The 15,352-nt window shown below is 42.7% G+C and carries 18 protein-coding genes and 2 pseudogenes; 9 read left to right on the top strand and 11 right to left on the bottom strand.

Annotation, left to right across the window (positions count from 1 at the left end):
* Window positions 1–148: 148 nt before the first annotated feature.
* Both TT11_RS09120 and TT11_RS09115 read right to left on the bottom strand, forming a co-directional pair.
* Window positions 149–1,358 (bottom strand): annotated as a pseudogene (locus TT11_RS09120) (acetyl-CoA C-acetyltransferase).
* 63 nt (window positions 1,359–1,421) lie between these two features.
* On the bottom strand, window positions 1,422–2,573 hold the full coding sequence (locus TT11_RS09115) for an acyl-CoA dehydrogenase family protein (protein ID WP_261870137.1): 1,152 nt from the start codon (window positions 2,571–2,573) through the stop codon (window positions 1,422–1,424).
* 456 nt (window positions 2,574–3,029) lie between these two features.
* On the opposite strand from TT11_RS09115, the gene TT11_RS09110 reads away from it, so the two are divergent.
* Both TT11_RS09110 and TT11_RS09105 read left to right on the top strand, forming a co-directional pair.
* Window positions 3,030–3,377, top strand: a complete 348-nt coding sequence (locus tag TT11_RS09110) for a TetR/AcrR family transcriptional regulator (protein ID WP_261870136.1) — start codon at window positions 3,030–3,032, stop codon at window positions 3,375–3,377.
* Between the two features lie 11 nt (window positions 3,378–3,388).
* A complete protein-coding gene (locus TT11_RS09105; protein WP_261870134.1) occupies window positions 3,389–3,616 on the top strand; it encodes a hypothetical protein in 228 nt (75 codons plus the stop codon).
* A 386-nt stretch (window positions 3,617–4,002) separates the two neighbouring features.
* Here the strand turns inward: TT11_RS09105 and TT11_RS09100 are convergent, their stop codons facing one another.
* The 7 genes from TT11_RS09100 to TT11_RS09070 all read right to left on the bottom strand — a co-directional run bounded on the left by TT11_RS09100 (window position 4,003) and on the right by TT11_RS09070 (window position 7,636).
* Window positions 4,003–4,569 carry a hypothetical protein gene (locus TT11_RS09100; protein WP_261870132.1) on the bottom strand — a complete coding sequence of 189 codons (567 nt, stop codon included), beginning with the start codon at window positions 4,567–4,569 and terminating at the stop codon, window positions 4,003–4,005.
* A gap of 396 nt (window positions 4,570–4,965) precedes the next feature.
* The gene (locus TT11_RS09095) at window positions 4,966–5,217 is read right to left on the bottom strand and encodes an alcohol dehydrogenase catalytic domain-containing protein (protein WP_305079977.1); all 252 of its coding nucleotides are present in this window, start codon (window positions 5,215–5,217) and stop codon (window positions 4,966–4,968) included.
* Between the two features lie 131 nt (window positions 5,218–5,348).
* Entirely contained in the window at window positions 5,349–5,693 is a 345-nt protein-coding gene (locus TT11_RS09090) for a TetR family transcriptional regulator C-terminal domain-containing protein (protein ID WP_261870131.1), read from the bottom strand.
* On the bottom strand, window positions 5,680–5,901 hold the full coding sequence (locus TT11_RS09085; protein WP_261870130.1) for a TetR/AcrR family transcriptional regulator: 222 nt from the start codon (window positions 5,899–5,901) through the stop codon (window positions 5,680–5,682). The genes TT11_RS09090 and TT11_RS09085 overlap by 14 nt, the downstream gene beginning before the upstream one ends.
* A gap of 177 nt (window positions 5,902–6,078) precedes the next feature.
* Window positions 6,079–6,651 (bottom strand): alpha/beta hydrolase, encoded by a 573-nt coding sequence (locus tag TT11_RS09080; protein WP_261870129.1) that lies wholly within the window; start codon window positions 6,649–6,651, stop codon window positions 6,079–6,081.
* A 71-nt stretch (window positions 6,652–6,722) separates the two neighbouring features.
* Complete coding sequence (locus tag TT11_RS09075; RefSeq protein WP_261870127.1) at window positions 6,723–7,346, bottom strand: hypothetical protein; 624 nt, start codon at window positions 7,344–7,346, stop codon at window positions 6,723–6,725.
* Window positions 7,343–7,636, bottom strand: a complete 294-nt coding sequence (locus tag TT11_RS09070; protein WP_261870126.1) for a hypothetical protein — start codon at window positions 7,634–7,636, stop codon at window positions 7,343–7,345. The genes TT11_RS09075 and TT11_RS09070 overlap by 4 nt, the downstream gene beginning before the upstream one ends.
* Window positions 7,637–8,375: 739 nt before the next feature.
* On the opposite strand from TT11_RS09070, the gene TT11_RS09065 reads away from it, so the two are divergent.
* From TT11_RS09065 to TT11_RS09035, 7 genes are all read left to right on the top strand, one after another.
* Entirely contained in the window at window positions 8,376–9,575 is a 1,200-nt protein-coding gene (locus TT11_RS09065; protein ID WP_261870124.1) for a sugar transporter, read from the top strand.
* 358 nt (window positions 9,576–9,933) lie between these two features.
* On the top strand, window positions 9,934–10,152 hold the full coding sequence (locus TT11_RS09060) for a hypothetical protein (RefSeq protein WP_261870122.1): 219 nt from the start codon (window positions 9,934–9,936) through the stop codon (window positions 10,150–10,152).
* Between the two features lie 222 nt (window positions 10,153–10,374).
* Window positions 10,375–10,923 carry an MFS transporter gene (locus tag TT11_RS09055; RefSeq protein WP_261870161.1) on the top strand — a complete coding sequence of 183 codons (549 nt, stop codon included), beginning with the start codon at window positions 10,375–10,377 and terminating at the stop codon, window positions 10,921–10,923.
* Window positions 10,907–11,212, top strand: a complete 306-nt coding sequence (locus TT11_RS09050) for a YbfB/YjiJ family MFS transporter (protein ID WP_261870121.1) — start codon at window positions 10,907–10,909, stop codon at window positions 11,210–11,212. Before TT11_RS09055 ends, TT11_RS09050 begins: the two co-directional genes overlap by 17 nt.
* A 413-nt stretch (window positions 11,213–11,625) precedes the next feature.
* Window positions 11,626–12,897, top strand: coding sequence for an SGNH/GDSL hydrolase family protein (locus TT11_RS09045; RefSeq protein WP_261870120.1), 1,272 nt, complete (start codon window positions 11,626–11,628; stop codon window positions 12,895–12,897).
* Window positions 12,894–13,160: an autotransporter domain-containing protein gene (locus TT11_RS09040; RefSeq protein WP_261870119.1), complete on the top strand. Its 267-nt coding sequence runs from the start codon at window positions 12,894–12,896 to the stop codon at window positions 13,158–13,160. Before TT11_RS09045 ends, TT11_RS09040 begins: the two co-directional genes overlap by 4 nt.
* The gene (locus tag TT11_RS09035; protein WP_261870118.1) at window positions 13,096–13,527 is read left to right on the top strand and encodes an autotransporter outer membrane beta-barrel domain-containing protein; all 432 of its coding nucleotides are present in this window, start codon (window positions 13,096–13,098) and stop codon (window positions 13,525–13,527) included. The genes TT11_RS09040 and TT11_RS09035 overlap by 65 nt, the downstream gene beginning before the upstream one ends.
* Before the next feature lie 150 nt (window positions 13,528–13,677).
* Here TT11_RS09035 and arfB read toward each other — a convergent pair.
* Window positions 13,678–14,089 (bottom strand): annotated as a pseudogene (gene arfB / locus TT11_RS09030) (alternative ribosome rescue aminoacyl-tRNA hydrolase ArfB).
* Window positions 14,090–14,446: 357 nt separating this feature from the next.
* Window positions 14,447–15,289 (bottom strand): CoA ester lyase, encoded by an 843-nt coding sequence (locus TT11_RS09025; protein ID WP_261870115.1) that lies wholly within the window; start codon window positions 15,287–15,289, stop codon window positions 14,447–14,449.
* Between the last annotated feature and the right edge of the window lie 63 nt (window positions 15,290–15,352).

Genomic DNA, 15,352 nt, shown 5'->3' with positions numbered 1-15,352 from the left:
TCATCACGTTGGGCAGAGAAGTTTTCTAATTCATTAATGGCTGTTACGCATCTGCTGTCTGGTTATTTGTCATCATTTTTATCCCTTAAATGATTCTTTGTATATTGCGTTTTAGTCTAATTGGTTTTCAGTCTATTTTAGAGAAAGGTTAAATACGCTCGATAATAGTGGCAATTCCCATACCACCGCCCACACATAGCGTAATCATAGCAGTCTGTAAGTCGCGGCGTTCCAACTCATCAAGGACTGTCGTCATGAGCATCGCGCCAGTTGCCCCAAGCGGATGACCCATAGCGATTGCACCACCATTGACATTGACGATATCAAGCGAGATGCCAAAATCATCAGCAGTATTCATCGGCACAGCAGCGAAGGCTTCGTTAATTTCCCAAAGGTCTATATCAGAAGCTTGCATGCCCGCTTTATCAAGGGCTTTTTGGCAAGCTGGCGTTGGACCTGTGAGCATAATGGCAGGCTCTGAGCCAATGACTGAGGCCATTGTGATCTTGGCGCGTGGTTTTAACCCTGCTTTTTGACCAGCCGCCGCGCTGCCAACCAAACAGATAGCTGCCCCATCAACGATGCCTGAAGAGTTACCCGCATGATGCACATGACTCACGGTTTCTATCGTGGTGTATCTGTCCAAGATAACGCTATCAAAGCCCATTTTTCCCGGCATGATAAAGGAAGGTTTAAGACCCGCTAAGGTCTCGACATTGGTATTAGATCGGATAGTTTCATCTTTATCTAACAGCATCATGCCATTGATATCGGTAACAGGGACAACAGACTTATCGTAATAGCCTTTCTCCCAAGCCTGTGCCGCGCGGCGATGCGACTCGGTGGCAAAGGCATCGACATCACTACGACTAAAGCCTTTGAGCGTCGCGATGGTATCCGCGCCCACGCCTTGCGGTACGAAATGCGTGGCTTCATTGACCCGTGGATCCATGTACCAAGCACCACCATCAGATCCCATCGGCACACGGCTCATAGACTCCACACCGCCTGCCACCACCATGTCTTCCATACCTGACATGACTTTGGCCGCCGCTAAATTGATAGATTCTAAACCAGAGGCACAAAAGCGCGACAAGGTAAGACCTGCCACATTTTGTGCCCAACCAGCATCAATCACAGCGATACGGGCAATATCAGAGCCTTGCTCACCCACCGGTGTTACGCAGCCAAGTACCACATCATCTACCAAACTGGTATCCAAGTTGTGGCGCTGTTGCATCTCCTGTAATAAGGTGCGTGTCAGCCAAATTGGTGACGCTTGATACAAGGAGCCGTCCTTTTTTTCCTTTGCCCCGTGGCGTGCGGATAGCATCATAAATATAAGCAGTCTCAGTCATAAAAAAATCCTTTTTTTATTTTTTAAATAAACAATAGTTATTGTAGTCTTATAATATAAGCATCTATATAAAGCGTGACGCCAGCTCTTTCATAATTTCATTGGTGCCGCCATAGATTTTTTGCACACGGGCATCGGCATATAAACGGGCGATAGGGTATTCTGTCATATAGCCATAGCCACCAAATAGCTGCACGCATTCGTCGATGACTTCGCACTGTTTTTCGGTAACCCAGTATTTGATTAATGAGGCATGCGGTACTGATAATTTACCCTCAAGCATCGCATCGACTGCCGCATCACACATGGTACTGGCAGCGAGATAATCGGCATAGCATTCCGCCATCTTAAAGCGGGTATTTTGAAACTTCCAAATAGGTTTGCCAAAGGCTTCGCGCCCTTTTACGTAGTCTAGCGTTAAGTTGATAGCAAGCTTCATCGAGCCAACTCCTGATAGCGCAATGATTAAACGCTCACGCGGCAACTCCTGCATCATTTGGATAAAGCCCATACCTTCTACCGTACCCAGTAGATTTTTTTGTGGCACACGTACATTGCTAAAGAACAACTCTGAGGTATCCTGCGAGGTCAGACCAATCTTGTCGAGATTGCGTCCACGCTCAAACCCTTCTACTTTGTCCGTTTCTACGATGATAAGTGAGACGCCTTGTGCGCCTTTTTCACGGTCTGTTTTGCATGCTAATAGGATAAGATTGGCGTGTTGACCATTGGTGATAAAAGTCTTAGAACCATTGATAATGTAGTCATCACCATCTTTTACCGCATAGGTTTTGATGTTTTGTAGGTCGGAGCCAGTACCAGGCTCGGTCATGGCGATAGCGCCGATATATTCGCCCGTTGCCATTTTGGGTAGCCACGCTTGTTTTTGCTCTTCAGTACCGTGGTCTAAAATATAAGGCGCGACAATGCCTGAATGCACCATACCGCCAAATCCCGATTGATTGGCTTCGGTCTGTGCGTAGATAAGCGCCGCTTCGTGACCGAAATCGCCGCCGCCGCCGCCATATGCAGCTGGTATCGCCGCACACAAAAACCCCATCTCGCCCGCCTCTTCCCACGCAGCACGATCGATCATGCCGTTTTTGCGCCACTGCTCATCTTTAGAATCCCAAGATTGAAACATTTTTAAGGCGCTGTCATGCACCATCTGATGCTCTTCGGTCATCCAGTTTGGGGTAAGTTTTTCGATACTCATGATGTCTATCCTTGACAAGGTGAAGTGAAGAACAACTATATAGTCAAGTCTATATAAATCCGCTACATCGTCATCCTCGCTAAGCATACTAATGTATAACTTGCACTCGGTTTCCTTGTATCGAAATTATATTAACTGACTATAACTAAGTCGTTTTAAAAAAAATTATGGTAATATATATTACGTTATAGATATGCCATAAATTCTTTATATCTATTAATATACGAGTCTTATACTAGGCTATGAAAAACCACTTCGCAATCTATTAAATAAAAATGGTAATTCAAATTACTCATTAATTTAATGATGAGAATTAGTCAGCAATTTATTCAATTGGTAGGACGTATCAAATAACCAATACTTTAAGAAGCAATAAATATGAAAACCTTTAGTCAGTCAGATAGCCTCATGCAAACTCGATCTCTAGCACCCCTATCCGATATGCGGCCCGCAACTTTGGATAAAATTGAACAGGCCGTTCGCAAAGTCTTTGCAGGATTTGACGCTAACGAGGTGACGATGGCGCAGATTGCAAAGTCTGCAAATGTCTCTTTGCAAACGCTCTACAAGTACTTCGGGGATAAGCAAACGCTGTTTTATACCATTATGGATATTGTGCTCGGCAGATTAGCCGCTCGCATCATGGATCATCTGCAAGGGATTGATAGCGTACAAGATCGTCTACGTAAGACGCTGTGGGTATGCTTTGATTTTGTAGACTCGCATCCAGATGCGGTGATGGTGCTGTCTTCTGTGTCGGCCTCGCGTATACGTAATATCGCAATCTATGAAACAAAGAGTTAATTGGCGCGTTTTTGGCGGTATTAGAAGATGGTCAAAATCGTGGGGTGCTCAATGACACTGTCCCTCTGCACATACTCTTCGATGTGTTTATGGGATTTATCAGTCGACTTGGCTTAATGCATACCATTCGCCAGACAGAAACACCGTTAAATGCAGAGTTTGACGCGCTATTTGTGATTTTATGGCGCGCCATCTCTAAACCTGAGGCCCAAAATGAGTTTCATAAAACTGACATTTAGCAGTATCTGACTCTTACAAGAAAACATAACGTAAAAAACCAAAAAGCCCCACGATAAAGTGAGGCTTTTTTTATATTTTTTTTAGGGCGTGTCCTCATTTTAAAAATGGTGATAAAAATGAGATAAATCGCAGTCAAACAAGGAAAATAGCGCAGATAATATCGAGATATTAGTCAGCTATTTGACGCCATTTGGCAAGATTTAGCCATTTTTAACCCATTTAGATGACTATCGATTGAATTGAAGACACGCCCTAGTCAATATGATTATTCAATCAATGTAATTAACAACTCGCGCTACTTACCTATTTAAAATATTTTAGATACTGCTGGATTTTGGTAAGCCATAATCTGCATGATCAACCACATGGTTATTTTGCTCAATAGTCAATCGATAACCTTTGATAACACCATCGTATGGCAAACTGCCTCATACTGCTGATAATGCTCGCAGATGCTGTCTTGAATCGCTGATTTACGGGCAGCATCGTCTAATTTGGCAAAACCGCTAGGTAAATGCACTTGGGCAAAACGTGAAGCCGCGCCACGAGACATCCAATTATCAGCACTCGTAAATGCAAAATCTACTTCCGCTCGTAAGCTATATCTAGGTAGCGTATTAGAGTGATTCGCCAAGTCGTATTTAATCTGCGCAATATCTTCTGCGAATGGCTGATACGGTATTTCAAGCACGGCAAACAATTTTGCTAAAAACTCATCAGCGGTAAAGTGTTTATCCATATAGCTACCATCAAGCCCAAGGAATTTGCTTGACAGTACATGGCGCAGGCGGTCATAGGCAGGTATGGTGTGTTTAAGAGGATAGCCCATTTGCTTGACGATATCTTGCGGGCGCAGCTCAAGCGACTCTATTTGATTGATAATATATTGCGCTAGAGAATGGCGTGGGTGATAACGACGGGTATATTTAGATGGGTTAGCAATGTGGCTCATGATATTGAACACCTTAGACTCCTGTAACTCCGACGAAAAAGTATGATATACGCCCAAATAGGCAAAAAAATCAGGCACAAATGAGGTTGTCGGAGTACAGGCTCATGCGCTTTACCAGAGTTGTTTTATATCGTGCTGGAAGTTGCAAGGTTTGTCACGCCGCCATTAGACTATTGTCATGGTCGGCAATAACAAAACTGTTAAACCCACGATAGTTCGTTCAATGATGATAGCACATCAGATGACAAAAAATAAATACCGATATTTGTGACCGTTTGTGAATAATTCTTTTTCACGTTGCCATTCAATCTTAGACGTTTCGATGCACCATTTATTCATGTGCTAACACGAGGTTCAACATTGAAATATTAAGGTTGAAGTCTTAAAAATTAACGCTTAGCGATTGACATCAACAACTATTCGACCACGAACCTTGCCATCCAACAACACTTTGTCGCCAGCTTTGTAACGCGGATGGCTGCTTGTTTCCACAGTTCCCGCTAAATCAATCCCTGGAACCATAGGAAATGTGCGTACCACAGGGCTACGACCCGTGATGGCCAATCCATCTTTGTAGTTGAGCGTGCTATATGCCACACGAACCGTAACGTCCCCTTCTGGCAATTGCGTGTCCTGTATCTCAGTCAAATTGGACTGATAAACATCGTCATTTTTTTCAATTAATATTGCATTAAACATAGTAGCTCCTATTTAGACCAATCGTCTATAAATGAGTAAAAAATAATTTAGACCGGTCGTCTAAAAATATAAATAAAAAATTACTTCTGTATTCCTGCTACAAAACCTCGGAAAAAAGTATCTAATGGACCGACATCTTGCACCAACTTAGCACGCAAAACCGCACCTTCCCAACCAATCCAAAAGAAAGCAGCCAGCTCATCACAATCACTATGAGAAGGTATTTGTTCTTGTTGTACTGCCAGACGCAAGCAAGCCGCTAAGCGCTCTTGCCAATCAAGCAATATATTTTCTAACTCACAACGAAAACTGTCAGGCAACACGACAATCTCTTGACCCAAGTTACCTACCAAACAACCGCGGCGAAATTCATGCTTGATCATTCCCGACTTAGCATCTTCAACAAAGTCACTAATACGCTGCATAGGAGACACTTGCTCGTTTAAAAAAACAATGATCTAGCTTGCGAGCAAAATATAACGCGTACTGCCGTAATACTTCCTGGCCAAACGCTTCTTTGTTTTTGAAGTAATTGTAGAAAGAGCCTTTAGGCACATTGATACGTTTGAGTATGGCATCGATACCAGTAGTCGCAAAGCCTTGCTCTGTCAGCATCTCCATCCCAGATCTCAAAAGAGCTTCACGGGTATCCGTAAACTCTCGTTCAACATTAGGTGGACGCCTCGACGGGCTTTTGGCTTAGTAATCGTCATGCATAGATATTATGACCGATCGTCTTTAATGTCAATCAATTGTTTTAAGCGGTTTATTTATCCATCAGTCGCGACGGTTTTTTTGACTATCCTGCTATCAGTCTTCACCATGATACGTTGCCTCATCCATCCAAACGATGGGATCTTCGCACAGATGAGTTACGTGATACCAGATATCACTGCTACGGGCGATACGATGATGGCCTCCTTCGAAATAATCGACTTCCCAGCTATCAGGTAGATTCACTAAGGTTCGTCTAGCCACTGCCACATCTAAGCTTTCATCATCGACTTCTACCATAACTCGTACTATCTCGGTATTGGTCGTGGGAAAAGACAGCTTCATATCAACTACGTCAGGGATACGGTCCGCCAATACCTCATTTGGATAGATACAAGGCGCAATCAATAGCGCGCGCAAGTTGTATTTATGGGCAAAATGATTGGCAAACCAACCACCAAGCGAATGCCCTGCCAACACCACTCGTGGGTACTGTGCGATTTTCTCGCGAATCAATGCATCATAAATCGCAAATATTTCTGCAAAACTCTCGCGGTAATTGACCGCTTGACAGTATTTGGGCTCACGCGTGATACACGTATATTTACTGGTCTCATTGCTTGAATCGAGACCATGAAAAAAACAATAAAAACGTATCGTTGTTTTCAATAGGAAACATCATAAGGTTCTCCTTTTTTTAATTGTTATTTAGGCTTATTCTTGGTAATTTAGTTTATGAATTAAACCGATTTTTGACTAGCAACCTGCGCTTGGTACAAGCTTAAAAGCTCCTCACAAGCCTGCATTGAGATATTTTTTGCAAAGCCTTCGTTAAACCAAAAGTCATAAACCGCTTGGACAATAGCTTTCACCGCTTCTGCATTTTCTGGCTTTTGTTCTGTTAGTTTCATCCCAATGTCTTGCGCTTGTATATCCGACTCACTATAGGGCGCGCTCCAACCCACACCATAACGATAAAGCACATCATTAATCGCCAGTATGAATATGGCATTGGACACCCCAAATGAACCGATAAGCCTGTCAAGCATTGCACAGCGCTCTTCATAAATACTGACCTCTATCAGCATATCAGCTTGCTCAAACAGACAATCACAACTCACCATATGCGAGGGTTGACTAAAATCATCCCATAGCAATGGATAAGTTCCGCGAATTCCGCCTTTTTCCACTACATTAAATTGCCAAATCGCATAATGAGTATCTGGCCCCTTATAAGGCACATGTATAAACCACTGCATCATCGCATCACTGTCATACATAATATGAGTGCTACCAATCCGCACGCCCTGCTTAGGCAGTACATCCTGATATGCGCTATTTATATCATCACTATAGAGCGTCACTTTACGTAAGTTTCATCACTGGTATCGCCTAGCTTTGCTCTGGCTTCTTTCATGCTTCGATAGGGTTTAAATGGCGCTACCCATCTGAGCATCTCATCGGTATTGTTCACGAAGTAAATATCATCTTCATAACTGTCTACAGAAACCGTTTCGAGGTAAAACAATGGCTGTTTTCGTATTCGGCCTTTCTCATCATTTGCTAGTGCCTTTATACCAGATAGCTTTGAGCCACCCGACCACTCGAAATTATCTATACGCTTTTGTTCAAACTGATATGTTAATATCGTCATATTTATATCCTTATTATTTTGACTGGTTGTTTAGCTGCAGTTTTTCGTTGTTGTTATATTCTAAATTCCGATTTTAAGCCAACCGAGCCTATTCGCCATTGTTTAAATGACGTCATTATCTCTAAAGTTAAGTAAATTAATCGACTTGGTAAGGTAGTAGCTTTTAATTCTGATAGACTTTTTAGCCACAGTTTTTCGCTGTCACATCACTAATATTTTTGCAATGCTAACGAGCTTTTTTTCTGCTAGGTTTTTTGTTTATTAATAAATATAGTTTTTTAGGTTTGTACAGGCGTAGAAGTTTAAGATTAAACGTAAATAACACTACTAGAAAGACTTCGCTAAAATAGCGCTTTAAAAACTTAGTTAAAAAGTGAAGCGTTGCGCTCCGAGGGTTAACTGGTTTTTATCTCATGTCATTTTGCCTGACCTAATAACTATAGTATAAGCTCACATAAAAATAAAGCTGTTTAAAACCTTCTACGACAACTGGTGTCGCTTCTTTTTAAATGAATTGTAGTTTAGTCGTTAGCAAGTATCCCAACGCATTAAGTATAATTAGCGACAGTTTCATATTGCTTAAGTATCCTCAATAAACGTCCAATTAACAATCCTTATCAAAAAAACACCTTTCACGATTGACGTGGGCTTGCTATCTTGCCCCGCAAACCTTGTATTCTAATTAAGCCTGCCCCACTTTGACCTATCACACGTAATATTCGCATCTGTATTGGATTTTATGACACATAACCTTGAGGCCAGCTCAAACGCTCGCCGAACTCAGTATTTTCAAGTATTTTTGATGGGCGTTAGTGCCTTTATTATGAACACCACAGAATTTGTCCCTGTGGCGCTGTTGAGCGACATTGCCCAAGACTTCTCTATTACGACGGCAGAAACTGGCTGGATGTTGACACTCTATGCTTGGATTGTCGCAGCGATGTCATTACCACTAATGCTACTGACCAGTCGATTTGAGCGTAAGCGCTTGCTCTTGGGTCTTTTTGCCGTATTCATTGCCAGTCACGTACTGTCCGTATTTGCATGGAGCTTTGACGTGCTGCTCATTAGCCGAGTTGGGATTGCGTTATCGCATGCGATATTTTGGTCCATCACAGCTGCAATCGCGATACGCGTCGCGCCTGAAGGCAAAAAAGCCATGGCGCTTAGCGTACTGGCAACGGGTACGTCGTTAGCAATGGTACTGGGTGTGCCGCTAGGACGCTTAGTTGGACAATGGTTTGGTTGGCGTGCGACCTTTGGCGGTATTGGCGTCATCGCCTCAATTGTATTTATTCTACAAGCGAGACTCTTACCAACGCTACCTAGTATGTTTGAAGGGTCTTTTAGAAAGATTCCAGAACTACTTAAAAACCCCCTATTAGTCTGTTTGTACCTGCTTATCTTATTGGTCTTTACAGCGCACTACACGGCTTATTCTTACATAGAACCATTTATGCGCCAAGTTGGCAATGTCAGTGAAAACGCTGCGACTTTTGTACTGTTGCTATTCGGTGCAGCAGGAATTGTGGGCAGTGTGATTTTTAGTCGTTGGGGCGATCGATTCAATACTAGATTGATGCTGATATCGACCATACTGATGCTCGTATCTATGCTTGCGCTGTTGCTAGCAGTGACCTCTGTATGGGCGCTCAGCTTTATCGCCTTACTGTGGGGCGCGGCACTCATGCTACTGATTATCTCAATGCAGGCCAAAGTCATCATGGTCGATGCCAATGCGCAAGACATGCTGATGTCGATGTTCTCAGGTATTATTAATTTGGGAATTGGTACGGGTGCGCTATTCGGTGGTTATGCCGTGACGCATATTTCACTATCTAGCGTAGGGTACACAGGTGCGGCTATCGCAGTTGTGGCGTTACTCTTAATGCTATTTATGATCAAGCGTTTTCCTGAATTGAGTAAGCGACTTGGCTAGCTGATAAGTCGCTATTAAAGGATAGCCAAAAATAGCAGTCGGGAAGGAACCGTTAGAAATAATAAGCAGAATGCCAGCCATATAAATGGGCTGGCATTTTTTGTTATGATCTATGAAAGCTTTACGAGGATTGCTTATATACTCATTGAACGAACGTTCAGGTGCAGTTATACTAATTTTATTGGACATGAGTATGCTTAGGCTATAAGTATATTTAATAAAGGACTGATAGGGATTTAGCACAAAAGGATGAGTGTGAAATGGATACTATTCAAAACAAGGAAATGGCTCGCTATAATCTACAATTAAAATCAATTACGATAGTTATTATGAGTTCTCGAATTATGGGAGATTTATGATGCCTAATGGAATAAACCAACAAGACAGTCAGGTTCAAGGAAATCAAGATAACACTGCGCCCCTTAGATTGGGTAAATTGCATTACGCTTGGATAGTCGCAGCGACAGGTTCTGTGGCCATGTTCTGTGGGCTTGGGTTAGGTCGATTTGCATTTGGTATGTTACTACCTTCCATGTCATCTTCTTTGGGATTAAGTTATACCAAAGTGGCTTATTAGGCTTCGCTAACCTGATAGGATATCTTGTTGCAGTTATGCTTAGCCCATTAGTTCTACCTCGATTGGGTACTCGTAATACTGCGACGGTAAACCTTGTTTTGATTGCTGTCTCGATGCTCGGCATGGCTTTTACCACGAGCTTTCCTGTACTGTGCGCACTCTATGTGTTGACGGGTATCGGTAGTGGTGGCGTGGTCTTACCAATGATGAGCGTCATGTCACATTGGTTTTTTTCCTTCACACCGCGGGCTTGCTCTAGGGCTAGTCATGGCTGGTCCTGGATTTGGTATCATTCTATCAGGCTTTGTCGTACCCAAACTCTTACCTATCTCTACCCTACTGTCTTGGCAGACAGGCTGGCTAATTTTTGCCGTGATTAATATTGCGGTAGCTTGGCTTACTTTTACTTTAATTCGCAATCATCCAGACGATGTTAGTCAAAATCCTTTAGGGCGCGCACCCACCTTACCTGTTAAAAATAAGAAAAAACTAGAACGTAGTAATATTAAGCTGCTCGTACATTTGGGTGTCATCTTTGCCATTTATGGCGCCACTTACATGGTTTACGTCACCTTCATTGTCACCAGTATGGTTGGCTCGTATCAACTGAGTGAAGCAACTGCGGGTGGGGTTTGGGCATGGATTGGCCTACTCAGCATGTTCTCAGGTATATTATTTGGCTGGATCTCTGACCATATTGGTAGACGCCTTGGTCTGGCGCTGGCTTTTTTTCTTCCTTGCCATCGCTTATCTGTTGGTCGGACTGACTGACTGGGATTTCGGACTGTATTCGTCCATTATTCTGTTTGGCTTAGTGGTTTGGAGTGTTCCTGTCATTATGTCTGCTTCGGCGGGAGACTATTTTGGACCCGCTGCAGCGGCAAGTGCGCTTGCGGCGCTAACTTTTGCCTTTTCAGGTGGACAAGCTCTCGGACCAGTGGCCGCAGGCTATCTTGCAGAAATCACTGGGGATTTTAGTATCAGTTATATGATATCTGGTATCGCAGCTTTTGTAGCACTTGGACTGGCCTTATTATTGCGTCCACAAAAACAAGCTTAATTTCAGTTTCTATAGTATTGATACTGCTAGCTATACTTTGCTATTGCCGCCAGTGACATCTTTATACGCATTTAGTCTGACTATCTTATTGTGGAGTGCTGCTTTGATACTATTTACGATTGGGCAGTTAGTTGAGTTAAACAAGCAATGTCGACAGATAAGCCTTATACTTTTCAATAAAAATAACTGAATAGAAATCAGGTGCTTACAGCATAATTACATAGAAGGAAACAAAATATTATGTGAGCGAGACAGTATGATTTTTTAATACTTGCTCCCCCCTTTTTATGCTCTAAAAACTTACTTAAATCAGGCAATATTCTTGCAATTTTGCAATCAAAACGATTGCTAGCTTTCTAAAAAGTGGTTACACTCGGTTGACAAACTATTACATTGATGACAAGGAAGTCGCTATGCCTCGTAATACTTCACGTTCTAAAATTAGCCATACCACTCTCAAAACTTTTACCAAAAGCATACTGGCTGTCAGCCTATCTATCGCTGGTATTGCTCACGCGAATGCTTATGACAGTGTCACCTTTTTTGGTGATAGCCTGACCGATGGGGGATACTTTAGTCCTCTAACTCAAAATAATTTTGGGCTTCCAGATTCAGGTCAGTTTACTACCAATCCTGATAATACATGGGCGACCTCATTCGCTGAGCAATTGGGTACAACCTCTGTCGCCAATACTTATGACGGTAGTCAAACTGGGGATAATTATGCCATTGGCGGTGCAAGAGCTGGCGTAGATGTTGCTGCTTTCGGTATTCCAGTAGCTTCTGCCAATAGCCAAGTGAATAGTTATCTCGCTAATAACAAAGTAGACCCTAATGGACTCTATGTCGTATGGGCAGGGGCAAATGACCTGCTTGCTGCAGGTGAAGCTGAAAATCCTGCTAGTGCCCAAGCGACCATCCTAGGTGCAGTAGCTAGCCAAACCGAAACGATTAAGGCACTAAAGGACAATGGTGCCAAATATATCTTAGTACCCAATATTCCTGATGTCGGTCTGACGCCTAGGTTTGTTCCAGACCCTGATCTAGAAGGTCAAGAACTTGCAGAGGCTTTGGCAGCCCAAAGAGCGGCAACTGATGCAGCCAGTCTCTACAATCAGTTTATGCTTAGTGGCGTCGCAGGTACTGGCGCTAATATCATACCGCTAGATATGTTTAGCTTAACTCAGGAGATCATTGCGTCGCCTGCTCAGTATGGTTTCACTAATGTCACCGATGAAGCTTGCGGTGACAACAATAGCTCTCTAACTTGTGGACCTGATACTCTTGTAGAAGCAAATGCCAACGAAACCTACTTCTTCGCTGATGGCATACATCCAACAGGTGCTACCCATCAACTGATTGCTGACTATGCAAATGCTGTAGTCACAGCGCCTAGCTTAATCGGCGTCTTGCCACATATTGCAACGACAACCGGACTTGCAACCAATGAGCGCTTACAGTCACACGTCAACCAAATCCAGAGCAGTGAGCAAAAACCTGATCGTACACTATGGGCTGTCGGTGAAGTCGCTAATCAAGAAATTGCAGGGTTTGATGGTGATAATAATACCCAAGTATTGCTTGGTGTAGATTTTGCTCATCCTAATTCAGCCAATGCAGTGACAGCTTATACGGTAACATCACTCAGAAGGACTTTGAAAACTCAGATGTCGGTACAGGTTTGAGTGATATTAATCTGGGAGAAGTTGGTTTTGGTGTCTATCATAGCAACAAGTTTGGCGGTTTACAGATCAATGGTGCTGCAGGATTTAGCAACATGGATGTCGATGTCACACGTGCTGTCACACTTGGTAGTAACCAACAGCAGTTTAAGTCAAATGCTGATGGCAAGCGCTTTTATGCCAACTTGCAGGCAGTACCCAATGCAAGTGAGCAATATTGCCGTTACGCCTTATATCGGTGCCACAGCGAGCCGCGTAAAAATTGACGGACTCAAAGAAAAAGAGACGTCTGGCATTGCTATGCAGTTCGATGAGCAGAAATACTCTACGACATATGGCAAGCTTGGTCTCAAAGCCAATCATAGCTTGATGGAGAACCTCAACTTATTTGGTGATATTCATTACCAAAAGCAGCTGAGTGACAATCGCGAAGCGGTAACCGCACGTTTAAATACGCTACCAAATATCAGCTTTGAAACGCCTATGGTCGAAACTGATGATGATAACGTTGCTATGACACTTGGCCTATCTAGAAGCTTTGGCCTATTGAATGCCAATGCTGGTGTCACACATTCACAAGGTAATGACGACGACTCGACCAGCCTATTTATTGGACTTAATGGTGCATTCTAAATAAGTCGTTAACTTAGAAGAATGGTATAGGTGATAGTTAATTGCCTATACCATTATAAATTCGAAAATTGCCATAACCTCTACGATTTTTGTTCTATAAGTTTTCTGCCGCACAACTTCTCAACGACAAAACCTACTATCACAAACTCTCTAAAAATCTACTTTACCGCGTAAAGCCTTTGTCTTACCGCGCTGGGTCTTTTTATCTACGTTTACGTTTGGCATTTCTGCTTGGCTTGGTAGGCCTTCTGGTTTTATTAACGTAAGTGGCTTTGGTGATAAAACTTTGTAAACGCTCAAGCGCATCTATTTTATTGCGCTCTTGCGTACGAAACTGCTGCGCCTTGATAATTAGCACACCTTCCTTGGTTATTCGGCTATCTTTGCTATTTAGCAGTCGCTGCTTGTACTCATCACTCAGACTTGAGTTGTTAATATCAAAACGCAGGTGAATGGCAGAAGATACTTTATTGACATTCTGGCCACCTGCGCCTTGCGCTCGTATGGCGCTGATCTCTACCTCATTATCATTGAGGCTGATATTATTATTAATGAAAATCATAGTTTGCTTTTATCGAATGTGAATGGATATGGTTTGTGATAAAGCATTATATAGTCAATCCTCTATAAATTAGGTACGGTGTCAGTCTCGCTTAGTATACTACTTGTAATACTTTCACTCGGCTTTCTAGGGTGTGTCCTCATTTTAAGAATGGCGATAAAAATGAGATAAATCGCAGTCAAACAAGGAAAATAGCGCAGATAATATCGAGATATTAGTCAGCTATTTGACGCCATGTGGCAAGATTTAGCCATTTTTAACCCATTTAGATAACTATCGATTGAATTGAGGACACGCCCTAGTATCTGAATTATATTGAACCGATTACTTATATTTAACTGAATACGGATTGGTCTGCTACTTTGCCAACAGTTGACGACAACGCTCAATCACTGGTGCATCGACCATCTCTCCATCTATTTCGAATACTGCCTGCCCGCTGCGCTCGTACTCCTCGACTACACGCTGTGCAAATAACAAAGTCTCATCTGTTGGTTGCAATGCTTGTTGGACGACTACCACTTGCTTGGGATGGATACACAGCATTCCAGACATACCCATCTGTGACCATAATTGCACTCGGGCGCTTAGCCCTATTTCATCATTGAAATCAGGATAAATGGTATCGATGGGCGGCGATAATTGATGCACTGTTGACGTCAGGATTAGTTGATAGCGAATTCGATTGGCTATGATATCTGCAGCAGGCGTTCCTACTTGTACTTGCAAATCATTGCACAAATCTAAAAATCCATAACTAAACGCGGCCAAGCCGACTGCTTTTGCCATACTATCGATTTGATACAATCCTATCGCACTCTCAATCAGTGCAATCACTGGTAAATTGGTAAGCTGATGTACGTTATTAATATCTTCTGCTTGCTCGGCTTTAGCCAATAACACGCCAGCCAAATTAGGCATCTTCTGACAGAGCACTATATCTTTAAAGAATTCTTCGCTACCTGCCTTATTAATACGTACCCAAATCGGCTGATAATCTGCACTGTCATAATATTGCTGCAATGCTTCGCGTGCGAATGCTTTATCTTCTGGCGCAACGGCATCCTCTAAATCTACAATAACCGCATCTGCACCACTAGCAAAGGCTGTCGCCACTCTATCGATGCGAGTCGCTGGCACAAACAGCCATGTTTTATTTTGAGAAATCGTTTTTATTTTATTGTTGATAACTGAATTCATGCTTAATTCCTATATTGTCCAAGTAGCTATTAGCATATTTATTATGCCACTATACAGTTGTTG

Source organism: Psychrobacter sp. JCM 18901 (assembly GCF_000586435.1).
In the GTDB taxonomy this organism is placed as follows: Bacteria; Pseudomonadota; Gammaproteobacteria; order Pseudomonadales; family Moraxellaceae; genus Psychrobacter.
The sequence above is the reverse complement of the archived record's forward strand: the minus strand, read 5'-3'. Positions and strand labels throughout refer to the sequence as shown.

Bases quoted from the DNA above. Each gene is read 5' to 3' on its own strand.
- TT11_RS09070 (WP_261870126.1), bottom strand. From the start codon at position 7,636: ATGACGATATTAACATATCAGTTTGAACAAAAGCGTATAGATAATTTC.
- TT11_RS09045 (WP_261870120.1), top strand. From the start codon at position 11,626: ATGCCTCGTAATACTTCACGTTCTAAAATTAGCCATACCACTCTCAAA.
- TT11_RS09100 (WP_261870132.1), bottom strand. From the start codon at position 4,569: ATGAGCCACATTGCTAACCCATCTAAATATACCCGTCGTTATCACCCA.
- TT11_RS09115 (WP_261870137.1), bottom strand. From the start codon at position 2,573: ATGAGTATCGAAAAACTTACCCCAAACTGGATGACCGAAGAGCATCAG.
- TT11_RS09060 (WP_261870122.1), top strand. From the start codon at position 9,934: ATGCCTAATGGAATAAACCAACAAGACAGTCAGGTTCAAGGAAATCAA.
- TT11_RS09065 (WP_261870124.1), top strand. From the start codon at position 8,376: ATGACACATAACCTTGAGGCCAGCTCAAACGCTCGCCGAACTCAGTAT.
- TT11_RS09090 (WP_261870131.1), bottom strand. From the start codon at position 5,693: ATGCAGCGTATTAGTGACTTTGTTGAAGATGCTAAGTCGGGAATGATC.
- TT11_RS09025 (WP_261870115.1), bottom strand. From the start codon at position 15,289: ATGAATTCAGTTATCAACAATAAAATAAAAACGATTTCTCAAAATAAA.
- TT11_RS09035 (WP_261870118.1), top strand. From the start codon at position 13,096: ATGCAAGTGAGCAATATTGCCGTTACGCCTTATATCGGTGCCACAGCG.